The following is a 19,607-nucleotide window of genomic DNA, read 5'->3' on the forward strand; positions in this document are numbered from 1 at the left end:
AAGGAGCGCATCATGAAAGCACAGCACTCATTAAGTGAGGTACTGACCATGCCGCCGCGGGTGGACAAGCAGAGTTTCCGGGATGCCATGTCGACCCTGGCGGCCGCGGTCAATGTAGTGACGACCGATGGCCCCGGTGGTCGATCCGGTTTTACCGCCACCGCCGTCTGCAGTGTCTGCGATGAACCCCCGACCCTGCTGGTGTGCCTGAATCGCGGTGCGTCGGTTTACGATGTCTTCAATCGCAACGACGTTCTGTGCGTGAACACGCTGACGGATGCCCAGTCTGATCTCTCAAACCTGTTTGGCGGCAAGAGTACCATGGAGGAGCGCTTTGCGGCCGCCACCTGGGAGCAGTCGGTGACCGGGGCGCCAGTGCTTGAAGACGCCCTGGTCAGCTTCGACTGTACCATCAGCAAGCGGGTCAACGTCGGTACCCATGACATCCTCTTCTGCGAGGTGGCGGGGGTCCGTCAGCGGGAGGAGTCGGGAAGCCTCGTCTACTTTGATCGAGGCTACCACCATCTCAAGGTCCGATAGGGGATTAGCCTGCCAGAACTGCCGCCATCCGGTTCTGCTCCTCAATAATATGGGGCAGTGACCGGGTCAGCAGTTCGCCTTCCTTGATGACCACGCGACCGTTGATGATGCTCCAGTTGACCCGTGGCGGCGTGCAGAACACCAGCGATGCCAGCGGATCGCTCTGGCCCCCGGCCATGGCGATGTCGTCGTTGCGGAAGGCGACGATGTCCGCGCAGTAACCGGCCTGGATCCGGCCCAGGGCATCGCCCCGGCCCAGTACTTCAGCACCGCCCCGGGTGGCGATGTGCAGGGCTTCCCGGGCGGTCATGTCACCGGGGTTCTGGTTACGAACCCGGGCGGACAGCATCGCCAGCCGGGCTTCGTCCAGCAGGTTGCCGGTGTCGTTGGAGGCACTGCCATCCACGCCCAGGCCCACCTTGACCCCGGCATCCAGCATTTTCCTCACCGGCGCGATGCCTGAGGCCAGCCGCATGTTGGAGCAGGGGCAGTGGGCGACGCCGGTACCGGTGCGGGCAAACAGGGCAATGCCCGGCTCGTCCAGGTGAACACAGTGTGCGTGCCATACGTCTTCACCCACCCAGCCCACATCCTCGGTGAATTCCGTGGGGGTCATGCCGTAGCGTTCCTTGCTGAACGCCACATCCTTCCAGTTTTCCGCTGTGTGGGTGTGCAGGCCCACCTTCAGGGACCGGGCCATGGTGGCGGCCTCGCGCATCAGGTCGGTGGTCACGGTAAACGGGGAGCAGGGCGCCAGCGCCACCCGCACCATGGCGTCGGGGCTGTGGTCGTGGTGGGCTTCCACCACCCGCTGCATGTCCCTGAGGATGGCGCCCTCATCCGCCTCCACCAGTTCATCCGGCGGCAGTCCACCATTGCTTTGTCCGAGGCTCATGGCGCCCCGGGCCCCGTGGAAGCGGATGCCCATCTCGGTGGCCGCCTGCACGCTGTCGTCCAGGGTGATGCCATTGACGTGCAGGTAGGCATGGTCCGCCGCCGTGGTGCAGCCGGACAGCATCAGCTCTGCCATGGCGGTGCGGCTGGCGGCCCGTTGCATGGCCGGGGTGATGTTGCGCCACACCGGGAACAGGGCGCTGAGCCAGTCGAACAGCTCGCCATTCTGGGCGGAGGGCAGCGCCCGGGTCAGGGACTGGAACATGTGATGGTGGGTATTGATCAGCCCCGGGATCACCACATGACCGCTCAGGTCGATGGTGCGGTCGGCCTCATCCGGGCACTCGTCCATGGGGCCGACAGCGTCAATCCGGTTGCCCCGGATCAGGATGTAGCCGTTGTCGATCTCGCGCTGGTCGTCGTCCATGGTGGCGATGACCCGGGCGTTCTTCAGTAGCAGTGTCGTTGTCATTGTGGATTCTTCTCTTTCGGGAGGTTGGTGGCCGGGTGGGTTACTCCGACCTGTTCCTCGGCAAATGTTGTCAGTATATCGGCTACCGCCTCAGGTGCCGCCACCTGCGGCACATGGGCGGTATCCAGGGACACCACCTGGGCACCGGGTACCAATTGCTGCATGCGGCGCTGCACCGGCAGCACCACCGAGCGGTCCTGTCGGGCCTCCACGTACAGCCTTGGCAGTTGCCCGAACCTTTCCCGGGTCCAGTGGGGAACCAGGGTGCGGCTGCCCTCGGCCTGCGGTCCGAAGTGGGGGATGGCGGCTGCGGCTGTTGCATCGCTGACATCCTGCAGGAAAATCTCGCGAATGGCGGTTGCCGGCACCCGGGACACCAGGCCGCCTGCCTCCCATTCCAGGTGCGGGCCGATACCAGCGGCCTCCGGATGCTGATCCACCATCTCTGCCACGATCTCGCCAAAGCCCATGCCGGAGGGGAGCATCATGCCCGCCAGGTAGGCGACGCCGATCACCCGTTCACTGACTGCTTCGGCCAACTGGGTGGCCACGGCGCCGCCGCCGGAATGCCCCACCAGCAACAGCGGCCCGGAGACAGCGCTCAGCTGTTGTTCAAGATCGTCGACACATCCGGTCAGTGAGGCCTTCGCAGGATCACCGAGACGTGCACCGCAACCGGGAAGATCCGGCGCCAGAACCCGGAACCCCCGTGCTTCCAGGTGTGGCGCAATGGTGTCCCACACCCAGCCGCCGGCCCAGGCGCCGTGGATCAGCACTGCGGTAATGCCGTGTGCATCAGGCATAGGTCCTCCGGTACATCTCCATCAGGTGGGTTTCCACGGTGGTGGGCGGATAGTGGGGTTGGTCGCCGTCCGCCAGGCAGGAGGGCAGGCAAGCGACTTCATGGTCCGGGTTGCCGCTGTAGAAGAAAGGCACCGAGTAGCGCTCCGCCCCCGACGTATTGACCACCCGATGCAGCGTGGAGCGGTAACGGTCGTTGGTCCAGCGGGCAATCATGTCTCCCAGGTTGACCACAAAGGTACCGGGGATGGGGTTTGCATTGATCCAGCGATCGCCCTGCGCATCCCACACCTGCAGTCCCGGTTTGTCGTCCAGCAGCAGGATGGTGACACCCCCAAAATCCGTGTGGGCACCGCAGCCCTTTTCCCCGGGCGCCGGCTTCGGTGGTTGCGGCGGGTAATGCAGCAATCGCAGGGTCGACAGGGGGTGCCGGCAGAAATCGTCGAAGAAGTCCCGGGGCAGCTCCAGAGCCAGGGCCAGTGCCTGCATGATCCGGTCGCTCAGCTCGTTCATGGCATCAAAATACTCGCTCATGGTCTCGCGAAACGTCGGCAGTGCTGCTGGCCATTGGTTAGGGCCATGGTTGAAGCGCCCGGCCCGGACCCGTGGATCCGAGTCGTCCAGTTCCTCGCCAATATAGAAACCTTCCTTCAGGTCAGGCGGCGTCCCGGGCTCCAGGGTCTGCCCCTTTAGCGGTTCATAGCCCCGGTTGGCCGGTGAGCGGGCTTTATGGATGGCCTCTTTCTCCTCTGCCGGCAGGTCAAAGAGTGCCTGTGATTCCCGAAAGACCCGGTCCACCAACTCACCGGGAATGCCGTGGTGACGGATATAGAAGAACCCGGTATGCACACAGGCATCATTCAGTGATCGGGCCAGCGACTGGCGCTGCTCCCCGGTTCCCGATAGCAGGGAAAGGTCTATAACGGGCAGCGCGGCGCCCGCCCCGGAAGTCTTGCTCATGGTGTGGCTCCACTTTCGATCTTTAAAATTGTCCATATGGTCAGTAATTCATAAAGCGTGCCATTGAGACCCGCGATCTACTGGGGCCCCGACTTCAGGAATCCGTTGATCTGGGGGCGACTGCGGCCAGAGCATTCGTCCGGTTTTGGCCTCATATGAGGGCGTGTCGCGTTTTTGTGCACTAGTTTCGGGCGCCTGATTTAATTGAACGACGGGGCCCGGACTGGGCTGGATATTCAGTGCTTATGGTGTGGCCCTGTGGCCAGAGGGGAGTAGAAGGGCGAAAGACCTCGCTTTTCGGGCAGTTCGCCAGTTCTGGCGGGAATTATGCAGCGGACGTTTCCAAGCTGGCCTGCCGTTTGCTTTCTCCAGATAAAACCTGACCGAATGATCAATAAAATTCGGCGAGTGATAAACCATGAAAGGGGAAAGCACATGCACAAGCATTTCACACGTTCATTCCTGCTGGCGGCCTCTCTGGCCGGCGGGCTGATGACCCAGGCAGCCGTCGCTGCCGATCAGGTGACCTACCAACTTGACTGGCTGCCGGGTGGTGACAAGTCCCCGGTCTACGTGGGTGTCCAGGAAGGCTTCTTCGAGGAGGAAGGCCTGGAAGTCAGCATCGCCAGTGGTCGGGGCTCCACCGATGCCATCACCAAGATTGCTACCGGGCAGGCCGACGTGGGCAGCGCCGATATCGGCGCCCTGATGGCCGCCAAGGCCCAGGACGACAGCCTGCCGGTGAAGGCCGTCTACAGCATCTTTAACCAGGCGCCCCACGCCTTCTTCACCCTGGAGAAGAACGACATCAGCGAGATGACGGATATGGATGGCAAGAAAGTCGCCACCTCGCCGTTTACGTCCTCCAACGCCTTCCTGCCGCTAGTGCTGAAAGAGAACAGCATGGCGGAAGACGCCGTCCAACTGACCAAGGCGGACCCGGGGGCATTGGGCCCCATGCTGATGAACGGTGGCACCGACGCCATTATCGCCTGGGTCACCAACATTGCCCTGTTTGCCGATCAGGCTGAAGCCACCGGTAACGAACTGGTGGTACTGCCCTGGTCCGACGCTGGCCTGGAGTTGTACTCCTCCTCCGTGGTGGCTAGTGAGAAGTTCCTGAGTGAGCGCCCGGATGTGGCCAAGCGCTTTATGCGCGCCTTCGACAAATCCCTGAAGTTTACCCATGACAACCCCCGCCAGGCGGCGGAAGCCCTCAACAGCATGGTGCCGGAGGTGGATGTGGACGTGGCCACCGCGCAGATCGGCGACACCATGGAACTGGTGGTCAACGACGTGAGCGAGCGGGACGGCCTCGGTGCCCTGACCGAAGACCGTGTTGCACTGACCTGGGACTGGGTATCCCAGGCGGAAAAGCTGGAAAAGGACGCCCTGGACCCGGAAGCGATCATCGACCGCACCCTGCTCGAGGCCCTGTAAGCATGACGGAACCCGCCACCAATCGTTCGTTTGTCCGGCTCTCCGGAGTCGGGCACCGGTACGATCCCACTCCTGGGGTGCCGCCGGCTGTCACCGGCATCGACCTGGACATCCGCCGTCACGAGTTCGTGGCGGTGGTGGGGCCGTCCGGTTGCGGCAAGTCGACCCTGTTACGGATGATCTCCGGCCTGTTGACGCCGTCCGAGGGCGAGGTCTCGGTGTTCGGTATGCCGGTCACGGGCCCCCGGGACGACGTTGGCATTGTGTTCCAGAAGCCGACCCTGCTGCCCTGGCTGACGGTGCGCAAGAACGTGCTGTTCCCGCTCAAACACAAGTTTGGGCGCTATGGTCGGGATGACGAGAAGCGCGCCGATGAGCTGCTGGCCATGGCGGGCCTGGAAAGCTTTGCCAACAAGATGCCGGATGAACTGTCCGGTGGCATGCAACAGCGGGTCGGTATTGTCCGGGCGTTGCTGCTGAACCCGGATATCCTGCTGATGGACGAGCCGTTCTCGGCCCTGGACGCCATGACCCGGGAGCAGATCGGTTTCGACCTGCTGAAGATCTGGGAAGAGAACCCCAAGACCGTGCTGTTCATTACCCACTCCATCGCCGAGGCGGTGCTGCTGGCGGACCGGGTGCTGGTGATGAGCAAGCGCCCCGGCACCGTACTGGAAGTGCTGGATGTGGATATCCCCCGTCCGAGGACGACCCATACCATCTCCGAACCACGGTTCGGGCAACTCACCGAACGCCTGAGGAAGCATATCTATGAGCCTGACGCTGCCTGAAGGCAGGACGCGGGCCTCGCTTCTGATGGCCGCGCCCTGGCTGTTCTTCCTGTCGCTGATCCTGTTGTGGGAGCTGGTATGCCAGGTGTTCTCATTACCCGAATACGTGCTGCCGGCACCATCCGCGATTGTGGACGCCTTCTTCAAGGTGGAAATGAGCCGCTGGTTCACCCACCTGTGGGCGACCCTGAGGGTGGCACTGATGGGCTTTGCCGTGTCCATCGTGGTGGCGATTCCCATTGCCATCGCCATGATGCGTTCGGAATTCCTGAGCCGCACGCTCTACCCGCTGCTGGTGGTGATCCAGTCCACGCCGGTGGTGGCAGTGGCGCCGCTGATTATTGTGTTGATGGGCTCTGATGACCCCTCCCGGGTGCTGATCACCTGCCTGCTTACCTTCTTCCCACTGGTGGTATCCACCGCCACGGGCATCAATGAGACGCCGGAGGAGCTGGTCGAGCTGAGTCGGTCACTGGATGCACCGCTACGCCGGGAAACCTGGCAGATCCGCATTCCCTATGCCATTCCACATATCTTCAGTGGCCTGCGGGTGGCCATCACCCTGGCCATTATCGGGGCGGTGGTGGCGGAGTTCGTGGCGGCCGAGGAAGGGCTGGGCTATTTCATCCAGTTTTCCACCTCCTTCTTCCGGATTCCCCAGGCCTTTGCGGGACTGTTCTTCCTGGCGGTGGTAAGCCTGCTGCTGTTCAAGTCCGTGCAGTGGACCCAGCAGTTGTTCTTCCCCTGGAGCCTGCCCCGCAAGGCTCGCTGAAACACGCTTTAAAAGAGGATTACCGAATTGGAACCAAGCAAAGCCGATCTGCGGTTCATCCGCAAGACCCTGGACCTGGCCAGCAGTGCCGCTGCCCAGGGTATTCATCCGTTTGCTGCCATCCTGGTGAACGACGAGGGTGAAGTGCTGATGGAGCAGATCAACGCCTACCTGCCACACCAGGACATGACCGGCCACGCCGAACGGGTACTGATGACCCGGGCCAGCCAGACCTGGCGCCCGGAGGAGATGGCTGCCTTCACCATGTACGTGTCCGCTGAGCCCTGCTGCATGTGCGCCGGTGCCGCCTATTGGGCCGGGCTGGGGCGACTGGTCTACGGCGTGAGCGAGCATCGCCTGAAGGAAATGACCGGCAACCACCCGGAGAACCCGACCCTGGATCTGCCCTGCCGAGAGGTGTTCGCCTCCGGCCAGCGGCAGGTCGAGGTGATTGGTCCGGTGCTGGAGGACGAAGCCGCCGAGGTCCACGAAACCTTCTGGCGCAACCAGGGGCATTGAGATGTAACGACGAACGATGGAGATGCAAGTGTTGCGTCTTCCTTGTTGCCGCCTTCGGGCGGCTTTTTTATGCCTGCAGGATACTGCCCATGATCAAAACCGGTGCGGTTGGCCAGAAGCTGGGGCAGTGTAGTGCACTCCGGCTGTCCGGGTAATGTATCCAACCCTATGAATTAGAGGCTTTAGTACGGTTTCTCCTGAGTGGCACGGCGGTTGCTTTTAAAAACCTGAACAAATGGTCAATTAAAGAGCGACGCAGTCGCCGCATTCACAGGAGAGGCTCCATGGCACTAAAAACACGCGCTACGCTTGGCGGCGCCATCATGATGGCGGGCATGCTGGCCCTGTCACCGGTCTCCGCCGAAGAGCTGGACAAGCTGGTGTTCGGCACCAACTGGTACGCCCAGGCGGAACACGGCGGCTTCTACCAGGCCCTGGCCACCGGACTGTACGAGGATTACGGCCTGGATGTGGAAATCAAAATGGGTGGTCCCCAGGTCAACGGTACCCAACTGCTGGTGACCGGGCGCTATGACCTGCTGATGGGCTACCCCATCGGCAACATCAACGCCGTGGAGAAGGGCCTGCCGGTGATGACGGTGGCGGCCTCCATGCAGGGGGATCCCCAGGCGCTGATTGCCCACCCCCGTATCGAGTCCATCGAGCAGATCAGGGAAGAGGAACTGCCGGTCTATATTGCCACCTTCGCCCACTCCACCTTCTGGCCCTGGCTGAAGGCGGAGTATGGCTTCGAGGACGATGTGGTCCACGCCTACACCTTCAGCGTGGCGCCATTCCTGAACGACGAGAACATTGTGCAGCAGGGCTACCTCTCATCCGAACCATTTGCCATCCAGAAGGGTGGTATCGAGCCCAGCGTCTTCCTGTTGTCCGACTATGGCTACCCTCCCTACGCCACCACCATCGAAACGACCACCGATATGGTCGAGGAACGCCCCGACGTGGTGCGGCGCTTTGTGCAGGCCAGCATGGAGGGCTGGAAGAGCTACCTGGAAAACCCCGCGCCGGGCAACGAGCTGATCATGCAGGAAAACCCGGAGATGACCCCGGAGCAGATCGCCTACGGCATCGAGAAGATGAAAGAGTACGAGCTGGTGACCGGGGGCGATGCCCAGACCATGGGCATCGGTGTCATGACCGACGAGCGCTGGCAGAAGATCAGGGACTTCATGGTGGAAGCGGACCTGGCGTCGGAAGACCTGGACCTGAGCAAGGTCTACACCCTGGAATTCCTGCCCGAAGAGCCGGTGCTTCCCTAAGCGCCGACGCGACCCCCATCCTGATGCCGGCCGGTCAGCGACTCCGGTCGGCCCTGGAGACATCACTATGACAGCTAGCAAGGTTACGCCCCTGAACCCGGAACCGGACCAGGAAATCATGGCCGGAGAAGCCGGTGCCGTGGTCTCACGCCCGGTACTGCAGGTGGATGGCGTCAACAAGATCTATGGCAATGGCACCGTGGCCTTGAAGGGTGCCGATCTGCAGATAAAGGAGGGCGAGTTTGTCAGCCTGCTGGGGCCCTCCGGTTGCGGCAAGAGTACCCTGCTGCGCATCATGGCGGGGTTGGGCGACGTGACCACCGGTACCGTGAAATGGTGGGAGCAGGATTACGACGTGGTGGGCAGCAAGGGCCGCAAGCTGGCCTTCGTATTCCAGAATGCCACCCTGATGCCCTGGGCACGGGTACGCAGGAATGTGCGCCTGCCCCTGGACCTGGAACACGCCGGCAAGTCACCGGAGGCGGAACAGAAGATCGACGATGCCCTGGGCATGGTAGGCCTGAAGGGCTTCGACAACAGCTTTCCACGGGAGCTGTCCGGCGGCATGCAGATGCGTGCTTCCATCGCCCGGGCCATGGTCACCGAGCCCAACCTGCTGCTGATGGATGAGCCCTTCGGTGCGCTGGACGAGATGACCCGCAACAGGCTCAACGACGATGTGCTCAAGCTGTGGAAGGACAAGGGCTGGACCATCGTGTTCGTCACCCACAGCGTTTATGAGGCGGTCTACCTGTCCAGCCGGGTGGTGGTGATGGCGGCCCGCCCCGGTCGCATCGTGGACGACATCACCATCGATGAACCCTATCCGCGGTCACCGGATTTCCGGGTGTCCACCGAATTCGCCGGTTACTGCCGACAGGTATCCCATGCCCTGGAACGTGCCAGTGCCATGGGTGAGGACCGGGACGAGGAGAGCCAGTCATGAAAGCCCCGCTGATCCGTAATGAACGCTTCGTGCAGATTGCCGCCCCCCTGCTGGTGGGCGTGCTGGTGCTGCTGATGTGGCAGTTCACCGTGATGGCATTCGAGGTGCCCAAGTACCTGGTGCCCAGCCCCGTGGACATCGGCCAGTCGCTGGTGTCTGACTTCTCATCGTTGTTCAACGCCTTGCTGATGACCCTGAAGGTGACCTTCCTGGCCTTCGCCATTGCCGTGGTTCTGGGCGTTGCGGCGTCGCTGCTGTTCGTGCAGAGCAAGTGGATCGAGATCAGCCTGTTCCCCTATGCGGTGCTGATGCAGGTGACGCCGGTGGTGGCCATTGCGCCGCTGATCATTATCTGGGTCAACGACACCACCTGGGCGCTGACCATCTGTGCGGTGATCGTGGCCATCTTCCCCATCATTTCCAACACTACCCTGGGGTTGCGCAGTGTCGACCCGAACCTGCTCAGCATGTTTCGCATGTACCGGGCCAGCCGCTGGCAGGAACTGGTTCGACTGCGGATTCCCGGCGCGCTGCCGTACTTCTTCGGCGGCCTGCGGATCAGCTCCGGCCTGGCGCTGATTGGCGCCGTGGTGGCGGAGTTTGTGGCCGGTACCGGCGGGGCGAAGGCAGGGCTGGCCTACATGATCCTGCAGTCCGGCTATAACCTGCAGATTCCCAAGATGTTCGCCGCCCTGATCCTGATTACGGTGACCGGCATCCTGCTGTTCGCCCTGATGGTGTGGATGTCAGACCGGGCCCTGCGCAACTGGCATGAGAGTGCGCTGAAGGTGGAGCACTGACGGTGTTGCCCGTTAGTGGAGCCGTGCCTGCTTCGGCGTGACCGCCCGGGGGCATGGTCAGGGGCCTTTCTGGGGGCGATCGTGGCCTTCGGCCGGTGACCTGGCTCCAGCCCGTTGCGTGCGGGTCTGCAGCAGGCGGGCGAAGTCCAGCAGCAGTTCACGATCCTGTTGCATCAGTGAGCCGAATACGGCGTTCAGGGCGGCTTGCGAGGGATCCTTGCCACTGCCTTCGCAGGACGCGAGGAAAATATCGGCCATGGAGCATTCCAGGGCCTGGGCAATCCGATAGAGCAGATCCAGGCTTGGATTGGCCATGTCCCGCTCAATGCGGGACAGGTTGCCCACATAGGACCCGGTTTTTTCCGCCAGTTCGGCCAGGGTGAGGCCTTTGTGTTTCCTGAACTGGCGTAGTGCCTGACCTAGACTCATGGCGTCATTGCCTGACAACAGGGGCAGCAAGACCGGTAGTGTCATTGGGGCACTTTACCCGCCAGGTTTATGCACCCATTAAAAATACCTGCCTTTTCTAACTAAATGATCTCAGCTTCAGAAGAATAATGGCAAGTAACTTTGTCGAAAACGGGTGGTAATCGTGCGGTAGATTGCGCTGGATCAAGTTTGTACAAGCCGACAGGCATCGTCGACCGGGATGGGTTTTGACAGCAGGAAGCCCTGTGCCAGATCGCAACCCAGTTCTTCCAGTATCGCCAGTTGCTGGCTGGTCTCGACGCCCTCCGCAGTAACCTTCAGGCCGAATGCCTTTGCAATCAGCACCACGGCCTGGAGGACCGTCTTGCCGGTACTGGTATCGGCTTCGTCGGTAAACGATTTGTCCACCTTGAGCTCGTCCACCTGGAGGTTTTTGAGGTAACTGAGCGACGAGTAGCCGGTACCGAAATCATCGATGGCCACTTTCACGCCGGCTTCACGCAGCGTGGACAGGTTGTTGGTGACGGTGTCGTTGGCGGCCAGGAACACCCCTTCGGTGAGTTCGATCTCCAGTAGCCTCGGGTCGAGGCGGGCTTCCTCCAGCTGCCCCAGGATAAACCCGGCCAGTTCCGGGTTGGAAAAGTGGGGGGCGGTGATATTGACCGCAACGGGGAGTGGCCTGTCGCTAAGGCTGGCAATCCTGCCAATGGCGTCACAGGCCTGGCGGATGACATAACGGTCCAGGCGCTGTCCAAGCCTGGAGTGCTCTACCAGGGGAATGAACTCGGCGGGTGAAATGAAGCCCAGCTCCGGATCCTGCCAGCGGACCAGGGCCTCGAAACCGGATATCCGTCCGGATGGAATGGCGTATTTGGGCTGCAGCAGGATGTGGGGAATCCGTTCCTCAATGGCTCGCTTCAGCGCCTGTTCAACGTCCAGGCGGCGGTGAAGCTGGCTGTGGGATTCCCGGTTGAACAGGGCGATGGTTTCCTTGCGGGCGCGGGCGTCCCTCATGGCGGATTCGGCCAGGTCGGGCAGGCGATGAATGTCCTTGCTGTCATCCGGGTAGAAGGCGACACCAATGGCGACATCTATCGATAGGTCCTGGCCATCAACCAGCAGGCTGCGTCCGATCCCGGACACGAGTCGACCTGTGACGTCCCTGACCTCCCGTAACCGGGAAACCGGAGATGCGAGAAGAAAATCGTCGGCACCGATCCTGGCAACCAGGCTGGTGTTGCCGGCGATGGACTGGATCCGGAGGGCAACCTCTTTGAGGACATGATTGCCGGTGTCGAAGCCGTGTCGCTGGTTCACCAGCCCGAAGTTATCCAGGTCGATATGGATGACCGAAAAGGCCGGTTCCCCCGAGGCCCAGGACTTGAGGGCATTCATGAACCCCTGCTTGTTGTAGAGGCCGGTGATCGTGTCATGGTTTCTCAGATAGTCCGCCTCGCGGCGGGCGTCCTCCATGTCGGAGATGTCCACCCCGAAGCCCTGGAGTTCAGCCACCTCGTCGTCGCTGGTCCCGGGGCGGGTAAAGGTCCATTCAATCTGGGGGTTCCTTGATGGTGCCGCCATGGTCATTTTCACCGTTATCTGCTGGACGTCGGTGGCGTCAAACAGCTGACCCAGCAGGTCGCGGATGGCCGCCTCGTTCTCAGTGGCGAAACGGTACAACGGCGTACCGATCAGCTCCCCGTGGGATTTGCCCAGACACTTCATGAATGACCGGTTGGCAAAGGTAATCTTCAGGTCGGTATCGACCCGGCAGATCATCTGGGTCTGGCTGTGGACGATCTCTTTGTAGCGCTTCTCCGCAATAGCCAGTTTGCGCAGTGCGTCATGGTAGTCGGACAGGTCATGGCAGATGCCGATAAAGTGCTTTTCGTTGTGGTGCCATGCCTCGCCAACCGACAGGTGCAGGGGGAAGCGGGAACCGTCCTTGCGCTGTCCCACCACGTCCCGGCCAATGCCGATAATCCGGGCCTCACCAGTGCGCAGGTAGTTGTCGATATAGGCGTCGTGATGTTTTGCGTAGTGGTCGGGCATCAGCAGGGCAACGTTGCGGTCGAGTACCTCGGACCGACGATAACCGAACAGAGATTCCGCAGCCTGGTTGAAGGCCCGGATCTGCCCGTGGGCATCAATGGTGATGATGGCATCCACAGCCGCCTCGAAGAGCGCCCGGTTCAGGTTTTCCGCGGACCGTTTCCGGTCTGTCGACTCACGCTCCGCGGACAGGTCACGGCATACCCCGATGAAGAGGCGGTGTTCCTCCAGTCGGCTCTCCCCGATTTCCAGGGACATGGGAAAGGTCTGTCCCTGCCGGTCCTGGGCCGTTACCTGGTACCCCACACCGTTGAGGGGATGCTCGCCGTCGCAGAGTTCGGTAAAGCAGTCCACGACTTCCTGGCGGTGTTTCGGTGCCAGCAGCAGGGAGAAGTGCTGGTCCAGGCAGTCGGATGCTGCCAGGCCAAAGAGGTTTTCGGCGGAGCTGGAGAAGTGGCGGATATGCCCACGTACGTCAAGGATGACAATGGCATCCGCTGCGGCGTCTATCAGCTTCTGGGTAATTTCTCCGACCTGCATGGCGTTGCTCCCTGTTCAGCGCCCGGGCTCGCTATTGTGCCCGGCGGTTCTGGCGTCACCGATTCCACAACGACTCTGGCGTGGTTCAGTGGTCAGTAACGGGCCCAGTGCGTGCCACATCGGTGATTCCCCGAGCTGACTGTCGAGTATTTCATCAAGGCGGCCGGACACCCTGAGGGTTTCCAGGCCCTGGTTGAACTGTCGCGCCAGTTCGCCGCCATTGTCCTGCTGCCTTGAGAAGATCAGGTGATAGCTGGCCTGGTGTATGGGGCGTGGATGGTAGGTCAGTTGCCGGGCCTCGGCCTCGGAGAACAGCTGGTCGATCATCTGCAGTCCGGTCAGAGGGTCCATCGGGAACAGGTCTATCCGTCCGGCTCGCAGCTTCCGGAAGTTGGATTCATCCGATGCCGTCATGTCCGTGTTTACAAGCCCCCGGTCCACCGCCGAGGTCAGTTGGTCGCCATAGGCGTAGTCCTGGGTCAGGCCAATGGTCAGCCCCTTGATATCGTCGATCTCCTGCCAATGGAACTGACTGCCCTTGCGGACAAAGAAGACATAGTAAAGGGGCAGTATCGGCTGGCTGAAATGAAAATCGTCGGAACGGGAGGGCGTACAGCTCCAGGCAGCGGAGCCGTCATAATTGCCGTGATGCGCCATGGACAGGGCCCGGGACCAGGGCAGGAAGCTGTAATCAACCGATATCCCGACATTGCCATAGGCTTCACTGATGATCTGTGCCAGCAGCCCATGGTTGTCGAGGCTGCTGTCAAAATAGGGGGGCCATTCTCCGGTGGACAGCGTAATGGTCCGGGCATGGGTAGCCGGTATTGCGAACAAAATCGCAATCAGGATGACCATAACCTGGAGGGCGCCTGCCAGCCGCTGGCTGGGCGACTGATAAGCCGAGCCCCTGATAGAGCATGAGAACCGTCCGGTACACACTGCCTGTATTCCCTGACCCTGGTGTTTGCTCAAGGATCCGTTGCAATTGTCAGTATGGTTCAATTTGTGCAATCAGGAAAAACTTTTGTGCCTTTTCCGCATCTTTTCTGGCGTGGGGGGAGGCCATGGTCAGGTCGGTTGTGACCTGACCATGGAGGAGTGAACGTTTACAGGCTGTAGGTGCTGACGTCGATTTTGGAGAAGACTTCCGCCCAGTAAAGGTCGGTCAGTTCCTCCCGGGTGTTGACGCCTTCGACCTTCTTTACCCATTCCGCCAGGGTCTCGCGGAATGACGCCATGCGTTCTTCCGCATCCTCAATACCGTACCGTTCCTGGTAGTGGGCAGCGACGGTCTTGAGATCTTCCTCGATAAAGGTACGAGTGGCTTCAACCAGCTCCGGATCCGGTTCGTGCAGAGTGATATCGGAGCTTTCCTCAATCTGACGGAGCGCTTCCACGTGATCTTCGTAGTAGAGCATGACGACTTCCGCAGAAGCCCTTGCAGCACCATAGAGAATGGTTGTGCGATCGTCCGTGGACAGGGAGCGCCAGGTGTCTGCGTTGATGTTGGTACCTACGCCGCCAAAGGTTCCTCCCGGAACGCCCATGGTGACATCGGTGACCACTTCGATGAACTTGAAGTTGAGCAGGTCGGACAGGTTGTGGGCGGTGCAGTCGACAACCCCCTGACTGAGGCCCTCGTAGGTTTCATTGACCGGAATGGAAACCGGGGACCCGCCCATGGATTCAACCCAGCGGGACCAGACCGGCCCGCCAACCCGGATGCGGCTGCCGTTAATGTCTTCCGAGGCGGTAACCGCGCCGTTACAGAACAGCCCGTAGGGCGAAGTGCTCACCAGGTTGAGATAGACCTGGTTCCGGTCCAGGTGCTCCTGGATGCAATCCGGGCATTGATTGACGATATACTCCGTCACCGCGCCGGTATAGGCGAACATGGCCGTCTTTGCCTCAACACTTGAGAGTTCGGGGGCCATGGTCATTTCGGTGAGCATTATGGTGTTGGGGAAATCCGCTGGAAAGTAGGGCGTCAGTACATGGCCAAGATCAGCCATGCCGTCCCTCAAACCGGACGGCGTTTCCATAAAGCTGAGCAGCGACTGGGCATACCCTTTGACCGTAAGATCTCCTCCGGAACGGGTTTCCACGGCGTCAATAAAGGCATCCATGCCCTTTGAACCGAGAGTGTTCTGAGGGGAGCCGGTCGCAAACCGCAGTTGCTCGGCGGTGGCGGTACCGGTGCCGGCCAGGCAGGCGAGAGTAAGGCCTGCGACAAGCCCATTGAGGTTTCGGTTTATTGTCATAGTTGTCTCCTGAGTGCTCTGTTGGGGGAGGGTGACGCATGCCTGGGCAGGTTTTCAGGGTCAGGCCTGCCCGGACAAAAGGAGCCTGAATGCCATGGTTGTCTGAGCGATGTCCGTCTTCTGGCCGCTGATGACATCACCGTACAGGAAGGACTCTCCTACCCGGATAATCAGGAAGGCCAGATCGTCCTGATGAATGGGGGGTGTCCAGTCGGTTTTCCCGGTCTGCTCGGCGATAAGCCCCCGAACCATATTGACGGACCGTGCCTGGAAGAGGCTGGATCTGGATGTGAGGATGCGGATGGCGTACTCCGGATCCTGACGGATGAAGTGGTGAAGCTGCTTCGTGTTCACAACCTTTCTGAGCAAATGCTCCAGAACGGATACCACGTACTCAGGGCCTTCCCCGGATGTTGCTTCAAGGGTCTTGTCGATCAGGTCCTGGTAGAACGACCAGATAATCTCACCCACAAACAGTTCACGACTACCTACCCAGCGAAACAGCGTGGCCCTGTTGACGCCCACTTCATCCGCTATGGACCCCATGTTGATCCGTTCACAATTGAGCCAGCGTTGTCGGCCGACCTCCAGCGCCGTAAGGGGAGAGGCTGCGCCTGTGCTGGCTTCGCCGGCCAGTGCTTTGGCCAGTGGTGTTATCTGTGCTTGCGTCATTATTTTATTTTGTTGCATCATGTGTCGAAATATAAAAGTGTTGCAGCCTGGAATCCAAGAATAGTGTCGCAGGGCCCCGGGTGCAACCGAATGATAAAAACAATCAAGCGGAGAGGTTGCCAAGATGAGTCATCAGCAGGTTCCACCGGACGCTCGCTGGTTCAGCAGTTACCCTTCGGGCATCCCCCATCGGCCGGATCTGTCTGGTCGTGCGGTTCACGATATGTTGACCGATGCGGCTCGTCGTTGGCCGGAGCGGTCGGCTATCCATTTCATGGGGCGCGAGATCAGCTACCGGGAACTGGACGATCTGGTATCACGGGCAGCAAAAGGATTGCAGAGGCTGGGCGTAAAGCCCGGGGTTCATGTTGGTCTGTACCTGCCCAACAGCCCTCATTGCATCATCAGTTTCATGGGGGTGCTGAGGGCCGGTGGCGTGGTGGTGAATTACTCGCCACTGGACGCCGAGCGTATTCTTGAGCACAAGATCGCCGACAGTGAGACAGACCTGATCATTACTGTGGATCTCCAGACGCTGCTGCCCCGGATAGCTCAGTTTATGGGCGATTCGCGCCTGAAAGGACTGGTAGTCGGTTCGGTGGCGGAATTCGCCGGTGCTCCGGATCAGCTCCGGAACCAGATGGCCTCTGCAGGAGAGCTGAGCGAGGTCCCTTCCGACGGGGTCACCACCTTCGCCGCTCTGCTGGACAATGTCGGCGACTTCCAGCCCTATCCGGAAGCGCGGGCACCCGATAGCCTGGCGGTGCTCCAGTATACCGGGGGTACCACCGGTGCCCCGAAGGGCGCCATGCTGACTCACCGCTCCATATCCAGTGCGGCCGACCAGTTGGGGGCCGCCCTTGTGACTACGGTTTCTCCGGGAGAGGAGCGGATACTGGCGGTACTTCCGCCATTTCATATATACGCCATCATGGTCAACATGCTCTTTGGCCTGCGGGACGGCGCCACGCTGTATCAGCAGCTCCGGTTTGATCCAAAGCAGGCCCTCGAGACCATACAGCAGGAACGGATTACCGTTTTCCCGGCGGTGCCAACCATGCTCTCGGCGCTGTTGTCCTACCCGGAACTGGAAAACTACCGGCTGGACTCCCTGAAACTCTGCAACTCTGGCGGTGCACCGCTGCCCGTGGAGTTACAGCAGCGGTTCAGGGAACGTGCCGGGTGTACCGTCAAGGAAGGCTGGGGCATGACGGAAACGTCAACCGTCGGCACCTTTACTCCCCAGGGAATGACCGCGCCAGCGGGTTCCTGCGGTGTTGCCGTGCCCGGCGTGGACCTGCAGATCCTGTCGATGGACGGTGAGGAAACGATGCAGCCCCCGGGCGAGCGCGGTGAGCTGTGCATCAAGGGCCCCAACATGATGCAAGGCTATTGGAAGCGTGACGACGCCACCGCTGAATCAATGAGCTCGCAGGGCTATTTTCGTACGGGCGACGTGGCTTTCATGGACGAAGACGGGTTCATCTACATTGTCGACAGAACCAAGGACATGATTATCTGCAGCGGCTACAACGTGTATCCGCGCAACATCGAGGAAGCCATATACGAGCATCCCGCCGTGTCGGAGGTGTCCGTTATCGGCGTGCCTGACAGTTACCGGGGCCAAAGCCCCCGGGCCTATGTCACGATCATGGACGGCATGCCTCACCCAACCCTGCAGGACATGCAGACCTTTTTGCGCTCCCGCCTCGGTAAACACGAAATGATCCAGAGCATGGAAATCCGGGATGAATTGCCCAAGACCCCCGTGGGCAAGCTGTCCAAGAAAGAGCTGTATGCGGAAGTGAATAACTAATCCTGACAAGAAGTCCAAGAGGGAAAAGATGACTATCAAGAAACTGCTGACTCTGGCGTCAGCCTCTGCCTGCCTTTGCCTGGGCTCTATTGCCCAGGCCGACCTGCGTTTTGCCCTGGGTTATCCCCAGGGTTCCATCCCTGCGGAATCCGCCCAGGTTTGGGCGGATACCCTTGAGGAAGCAAGTGACGGTGAGATGTCGGCCAAGGTTTATCCATTGTCACTCCTGAACCTGATGGAAACCTCGCCCGGTCTGCGTGATGGCATGGCCGATGCGGGCGTTGTGCTGACCACCTACTTCATGAACGAGTTCCCCTCCACCCACATGGTCACGGAGCTGACCATGCTCCTGGACCAGCAGGAATTCAGTGGGCCCCACGGAGCCATATTCGGCGGCGCGGTTGCCGAGTATGTCATGGCGCACTGTGAGGAGTGTGTCGAGGAGTTTCGTCAGCAGAATCAGGTGTTCACCGCGACCGGCACAACATCTCCGTTGCCCCTGCTCTGTAACCAGCCGGTCACCTCGCTGGAGGACGCCCGGGGCATGCGACTGCGTGGCGGTGGTCCGCAGCATTCCCGCTGGGCCCAGGCAATCGGGGCCAACTCGGTCCAGATGTCTGTCAATGAAGTCTACGATGCACTCGATCAGGGGGTTGTGGACTGCACCATTCAGACGGCGACGGAACTGACGGTGTTCCGGTTGAATGAGGTGGTTACCGACATCACCGTCGGGGCCCCGGGGGGTGGTTACGGTGGTACCGCACTGGCCAACATTAACCAGGATACCTGGGTATCCCTGAGTGAAGCGGAGCGTACGAATGTCCTCAGGGCCAGTGCCGCGATGGCCGCTCATATTATCTGGGCCTACCACCTGAGCAATGACCAGAACCTGAAGGATGCGCGGGAACAGGGTATCAGTGTCCACGAGGCAGACCCGGGCCTGGCGGACTTTACCGAACAGTTCGTCACGGATGATGTGAATACCATTGCCGCCACATACGCTGATCGCTATGGCCTGGAGAACACGGAAGAGAGCATCAAGCAGTTCCGTAAGATCCTCGACCGCTGGATCCGACTGGGGGCGGAGATGGATAGCGAAGAAGCCGTGAGGGAGATCCTCTGGCGTGAAGTCTATTCGCAGGTGGATGTGTCCAGCTACGGTCTATGAGGTGGCGCGGGTCCGTTGTGGGGATATCACGACGGGCCGCTCCTTTCCCGAGTATAGAATCTGATCGTGGAGATCATTCCATGCTTAACATTGGTCGACTGTTGTCCCGTATTACCAATACCGTCTCCATTATTGGTGGCCTGGCCATCGCCCTGATGATGTTCCACATCAGCTTCGATGTGGCCGGGCGCTACTTCTTCAATACGCCCATTCCGGGCACCATCACCATTGTTTCCTACTACTACATGTCCATTGCGGCCTTTATCCCGCTGGCCTTCGCCGAGCAGAAGGATGCCCACATCTCCGTGGAGGTGATCACCGAGCGCATGCCGGCGTGGATGCGCCACCACCTGGAACGGCTGGCCATGCTGTGCTCGCTGGTGGTGTTCGGGTTGCTGGCGGTACGCACCTTTGGTGAGGCCCAGAAGAAGTTCGAGATGGGCGCCTCCAT

Annotated in this window: 19 protein-coding genes; 11 read left to right on the forward strand and 8 right to left on the reverse strand. The window is 60.6% G+C overall.

Annotated elements, in window-relative coordinates; all coding sequences use genetic code 11:
- Positions 1–12: 12 nt before the first annotated feature.
- Complete coding sequence (rutF, locus tag ACJO2E_RS18240; RefSeq protein ID WP_406965745.1) at positions 13–540, forward strand: NADH-dependent FMN reductase RutF; 528 nt, start codon at positions 13–15, stop codon at positions 538–540.
- 4 nt (positions 541–544) lie between these two features.
- Here rutF and ACJO2E_RS18245 read toward each other — a convergent pair whose 3' ends face one another.
- The 3 genes from ACJO2E_RS18245 to ACJO2E_RS18255 are packed head-to-tail and all read right to left on the reverse strand — an operon-like array spanning position 545 to position 3,667.
- Complete coding sequence (locus tag ACJO2E_RS18245) at positions 545–1,906, reverse strand: 8-oxoguanine deaminase (protein ID WP_406965746.1); 1,362 nt, start codon at positions 1,904–1,906, stop codon at positions 545–547.
- Positions 1,903–2,709: an alpha/beta fold hydrolase gene (locus tag ACJO2E_RS18250; protein WP_406965748.1), complete on the reverse strand. Its 807-nt coding sequence runs from the start codon at positions 2,707–2,709 to the stop codon at positions 1,903–1,905. The genes ACJO2E_RS18245 and ACJO2E_RS18250 overlap by 4 nt, the downstream gene beginning before the upstream one ends.
- Complete coding sequence (locus ACJO2E_RS18255; protein ID WP_406965749.1) at positions 2,702–3,667, reverse strand: isopenicillin N synthase family dioxygenase; 966 nt, start codon at positions 3,665–3,667, stop codon at positions 2,702–2,704. Before ACJO2E_RS18255 ends, ACJO2E_RS18250 begins: the two co-directional genes overlap by 8 nt.
- A gap of 435 nt (positions 3,668–4,102) precedes the next feature.
- On the opposite strand from ACJO2E_RS18255, the gene ACJO2E_RS18260 reads away from it, so the two are divergent.
- The 7 genes from ACJO2E_RS18260 to ACJO2E_RS18290 all read left to right on the forward strand — a co-directional run bounded on the left by ACJO2E_RS18260 (position 4,103) and on the right by ACJO2E_RS18290 (position 10,215).
- The gene (locus tag ACJO2E_RS18260; protein ID WP_406965750.1) at positions 4,103–5,107 is read left to right on the forward strand and encodes an ABC transporter substrate-binding protein; all 1,005 of its coding nucleotides are present in this window, start codon (positions 4,103–4,105) and stop codon (positions 5,105–5,107) included.
- Positions 5,108–5,109: 2 nt separating this feature from the next.
- Positions 5,110–5,898 (forward strand): ABC transporter ATP-binding protein, encoded by a 789-nt coding sequence (locus ACJO2E_RS18265; RefSeq protein ID WP_406965751.1) that lies wholly within the window; start codon positions 5,110–5,112, stop codon positions 5,896–5,898.
- The gene (locus ACJO2E_RS18270) at positions 5,879–6,670 is read left to right on the forward strand and encodes an ABC transporter permease (protein WP_406965752.1); all 792 of its coding nucleotides are present in this window, start codon (positions 5,879–5,881) and stop codon (positions 6,668–6,670) included. Before ACJO2E_RS18265 ends, ACJO2E_RS18270 begins: the two co-directional genes overlap by 20 nt.
- 48 nt (positions 6,671–6,718) lie before the next feature.
- Positions 6,719–7,189 carry a nucleoside deaminase gene (locus tag ACJO2E_RS18275; protein ID WP_406965778.1) on the forward strand — a complete coding sequence of 157 codons (471 nt, stop codon included), beginning with the start codon at positions 6,719–6,721 and terminating at the stop codon, positions 7,187–7,189.
- A gap of 284 nt (positions 7,190–7,473) precedes the next feature.
- On the forward strand, positions 7,474–8,469 hold the full coding sequence (locus tag ACJO2E_RS18280) for an ABC transporter substrate-binding protein (protein WP_406965753.1): 996 nt from the start codon (positions 7,474–7,476) through the stop codon (positions 8,467–8,469).
- A gap of 67 nt (positions 8,470–8,536) precedes the next feature.
- The gene (locus ACJO2E_RS18285; protein WP_406965755.1) at positions 8,537–9,415 is read left to right on the forward strand and encodes an ABC transporter ATP-binding protein; all 879 of its coding nucleotides are present in this window, start codon (positions 8,537–8,539) and stop codon (positions 9,413–9,415) included.
- Positions 9,412–10,215 carry an ABC transporter permease gene (locus ACJO2E_RS18290; RefSeq protein ID WP_406965756.1) on the forward strand — a complete coding sequence of 268 codons (804 nt, stop codon included), beginning with the start codon at positions 9,412–9,414 and terminating at the stop codon, positions 10,213–10,215. The genes ACJO2E_RS18285 and ACJO2E_RS18290 overlap by 4 nt, the downstream gene beginning before the upstream one ends.
- A gap of 57 nt (positions 10,216–10,272) precedes the next feature.
- Here ACJO2E_RS18290 and ACJO2E_RS18295 read toward each other — a convergent pair whose 3' ends face one another.
- The 5 genes from ACJO2E_RS18295 to ACJO2E_RS18315 form a co-directional block, all read right to left on the reverse strand.
- Positions 10,273–10,689 carry a helix-turn-helix domain-containing protein gene (locus tag ACJO2E_RS18295; protein WP_406965757.1) on the reverse strand — a complete coding sequence of 139 codons (417 nt, stop codon included), beginning with the start codon at positions 10,687–10,689 and terminating at the stop codon, positions 10,273–10,275.
- Positions 10,690–10,827: 138 nt separating this feature from the next.
- On the reverse strand, positions 10,828–13,236 hold the full coding sequence (locus tag ACJO2E_RS18300; RefSeq protein ID WP_406965759.1) for a sensor domain-containing protein: 2,409 nt from the start codon (positions 13,234–13,236) through the stop codon (positions 10,828–10,830).
- Between the two features lie 15 nt (positions 13,237–13,251).
- A complete protein-coding gene (locus tag ACJO2E_RS18305; RefSeq protein ID WP_406965761.1) occupies positions 13,252–14,094 on the reverse strand; it encodes a substrate-binding periplasmic protein in 843 nt (280 codons plus the stop codon).
- 251 nt (positions 14,095–14,345) lie between these two features.
- Positions 14,346–15,500, reverse strand: coding sequence for a C4-dicarboxylate TRAP transporter substrate-binding protein (locus ACJO2E_RS18310; protein ID WP_406965762.1), 1,155 nt, complete (start codon positions 15,498–15,500; stop codon positions 14,346–14,348).
- Positions 15,501–15,560: 60 nt separating this feature from the next.
- A complete protein-coding gene (locus tag ACJO2E_RS18315) occupies positions 15,561–16,172 on the reverse strand; it encodes a QsdR family transcriptional regulator (RefSeq protein WP_406965763.1) in 612 nt (203 codons plus the stop codon).
- Positions 16,173–16,296: 124 nt separating this feature from the next.
- Here ACJO2E_RS18315 and ACJO2E_RS18320 point away from each other — a divergent pair, with 124 nt between their 5' ends.
- From ACJO2E_RS18320 to ACJO2E_RS18330, 3 genes are all read left to right on the forward strand, one after another.
- A complete protein-coding gene (locus ACJO2E_RS18320) occupies positions 16,297–17,988 on the forward strand; it encodes a long-chain-fatty-acid--CoA ligase (RefSeq protein ID WP_406965764.1) in 1,692 nt (563 codons plus the stop codon).
- A gap of 28 nt (positions 17,989–18,016) precedes the next feature.
- Positions 18,017–19,156, forward strand: a complete 1,140-nt coding sequence (locus ACJO2E_RS18325) for a C4-dicarboxylate TRAP transporter substrate-binding protein (protein WP_406965765.1) — start codon at positions 18,017–18,019, stop codon at positions 19,154–19,156.
- Positions 19,157–19,236: 80 nt separating this feature from the next.
- Positions 19,237–19,607: TRAP transporter small permease (locus ACJO2E_RS18330; RefSeq protein ID WP_406965766.1), on the forward strand; the 371-nt coding region annotated here is incomplete at its 3' end.

This window comes from Marinobacter shunpengi, assembly GCF_045449695.1.
GTDB lineage: Bacteria > Pseudomonadota > Gammaproteobacteria > Pseudomonadales > Oleiphilaceae > Marinobacter.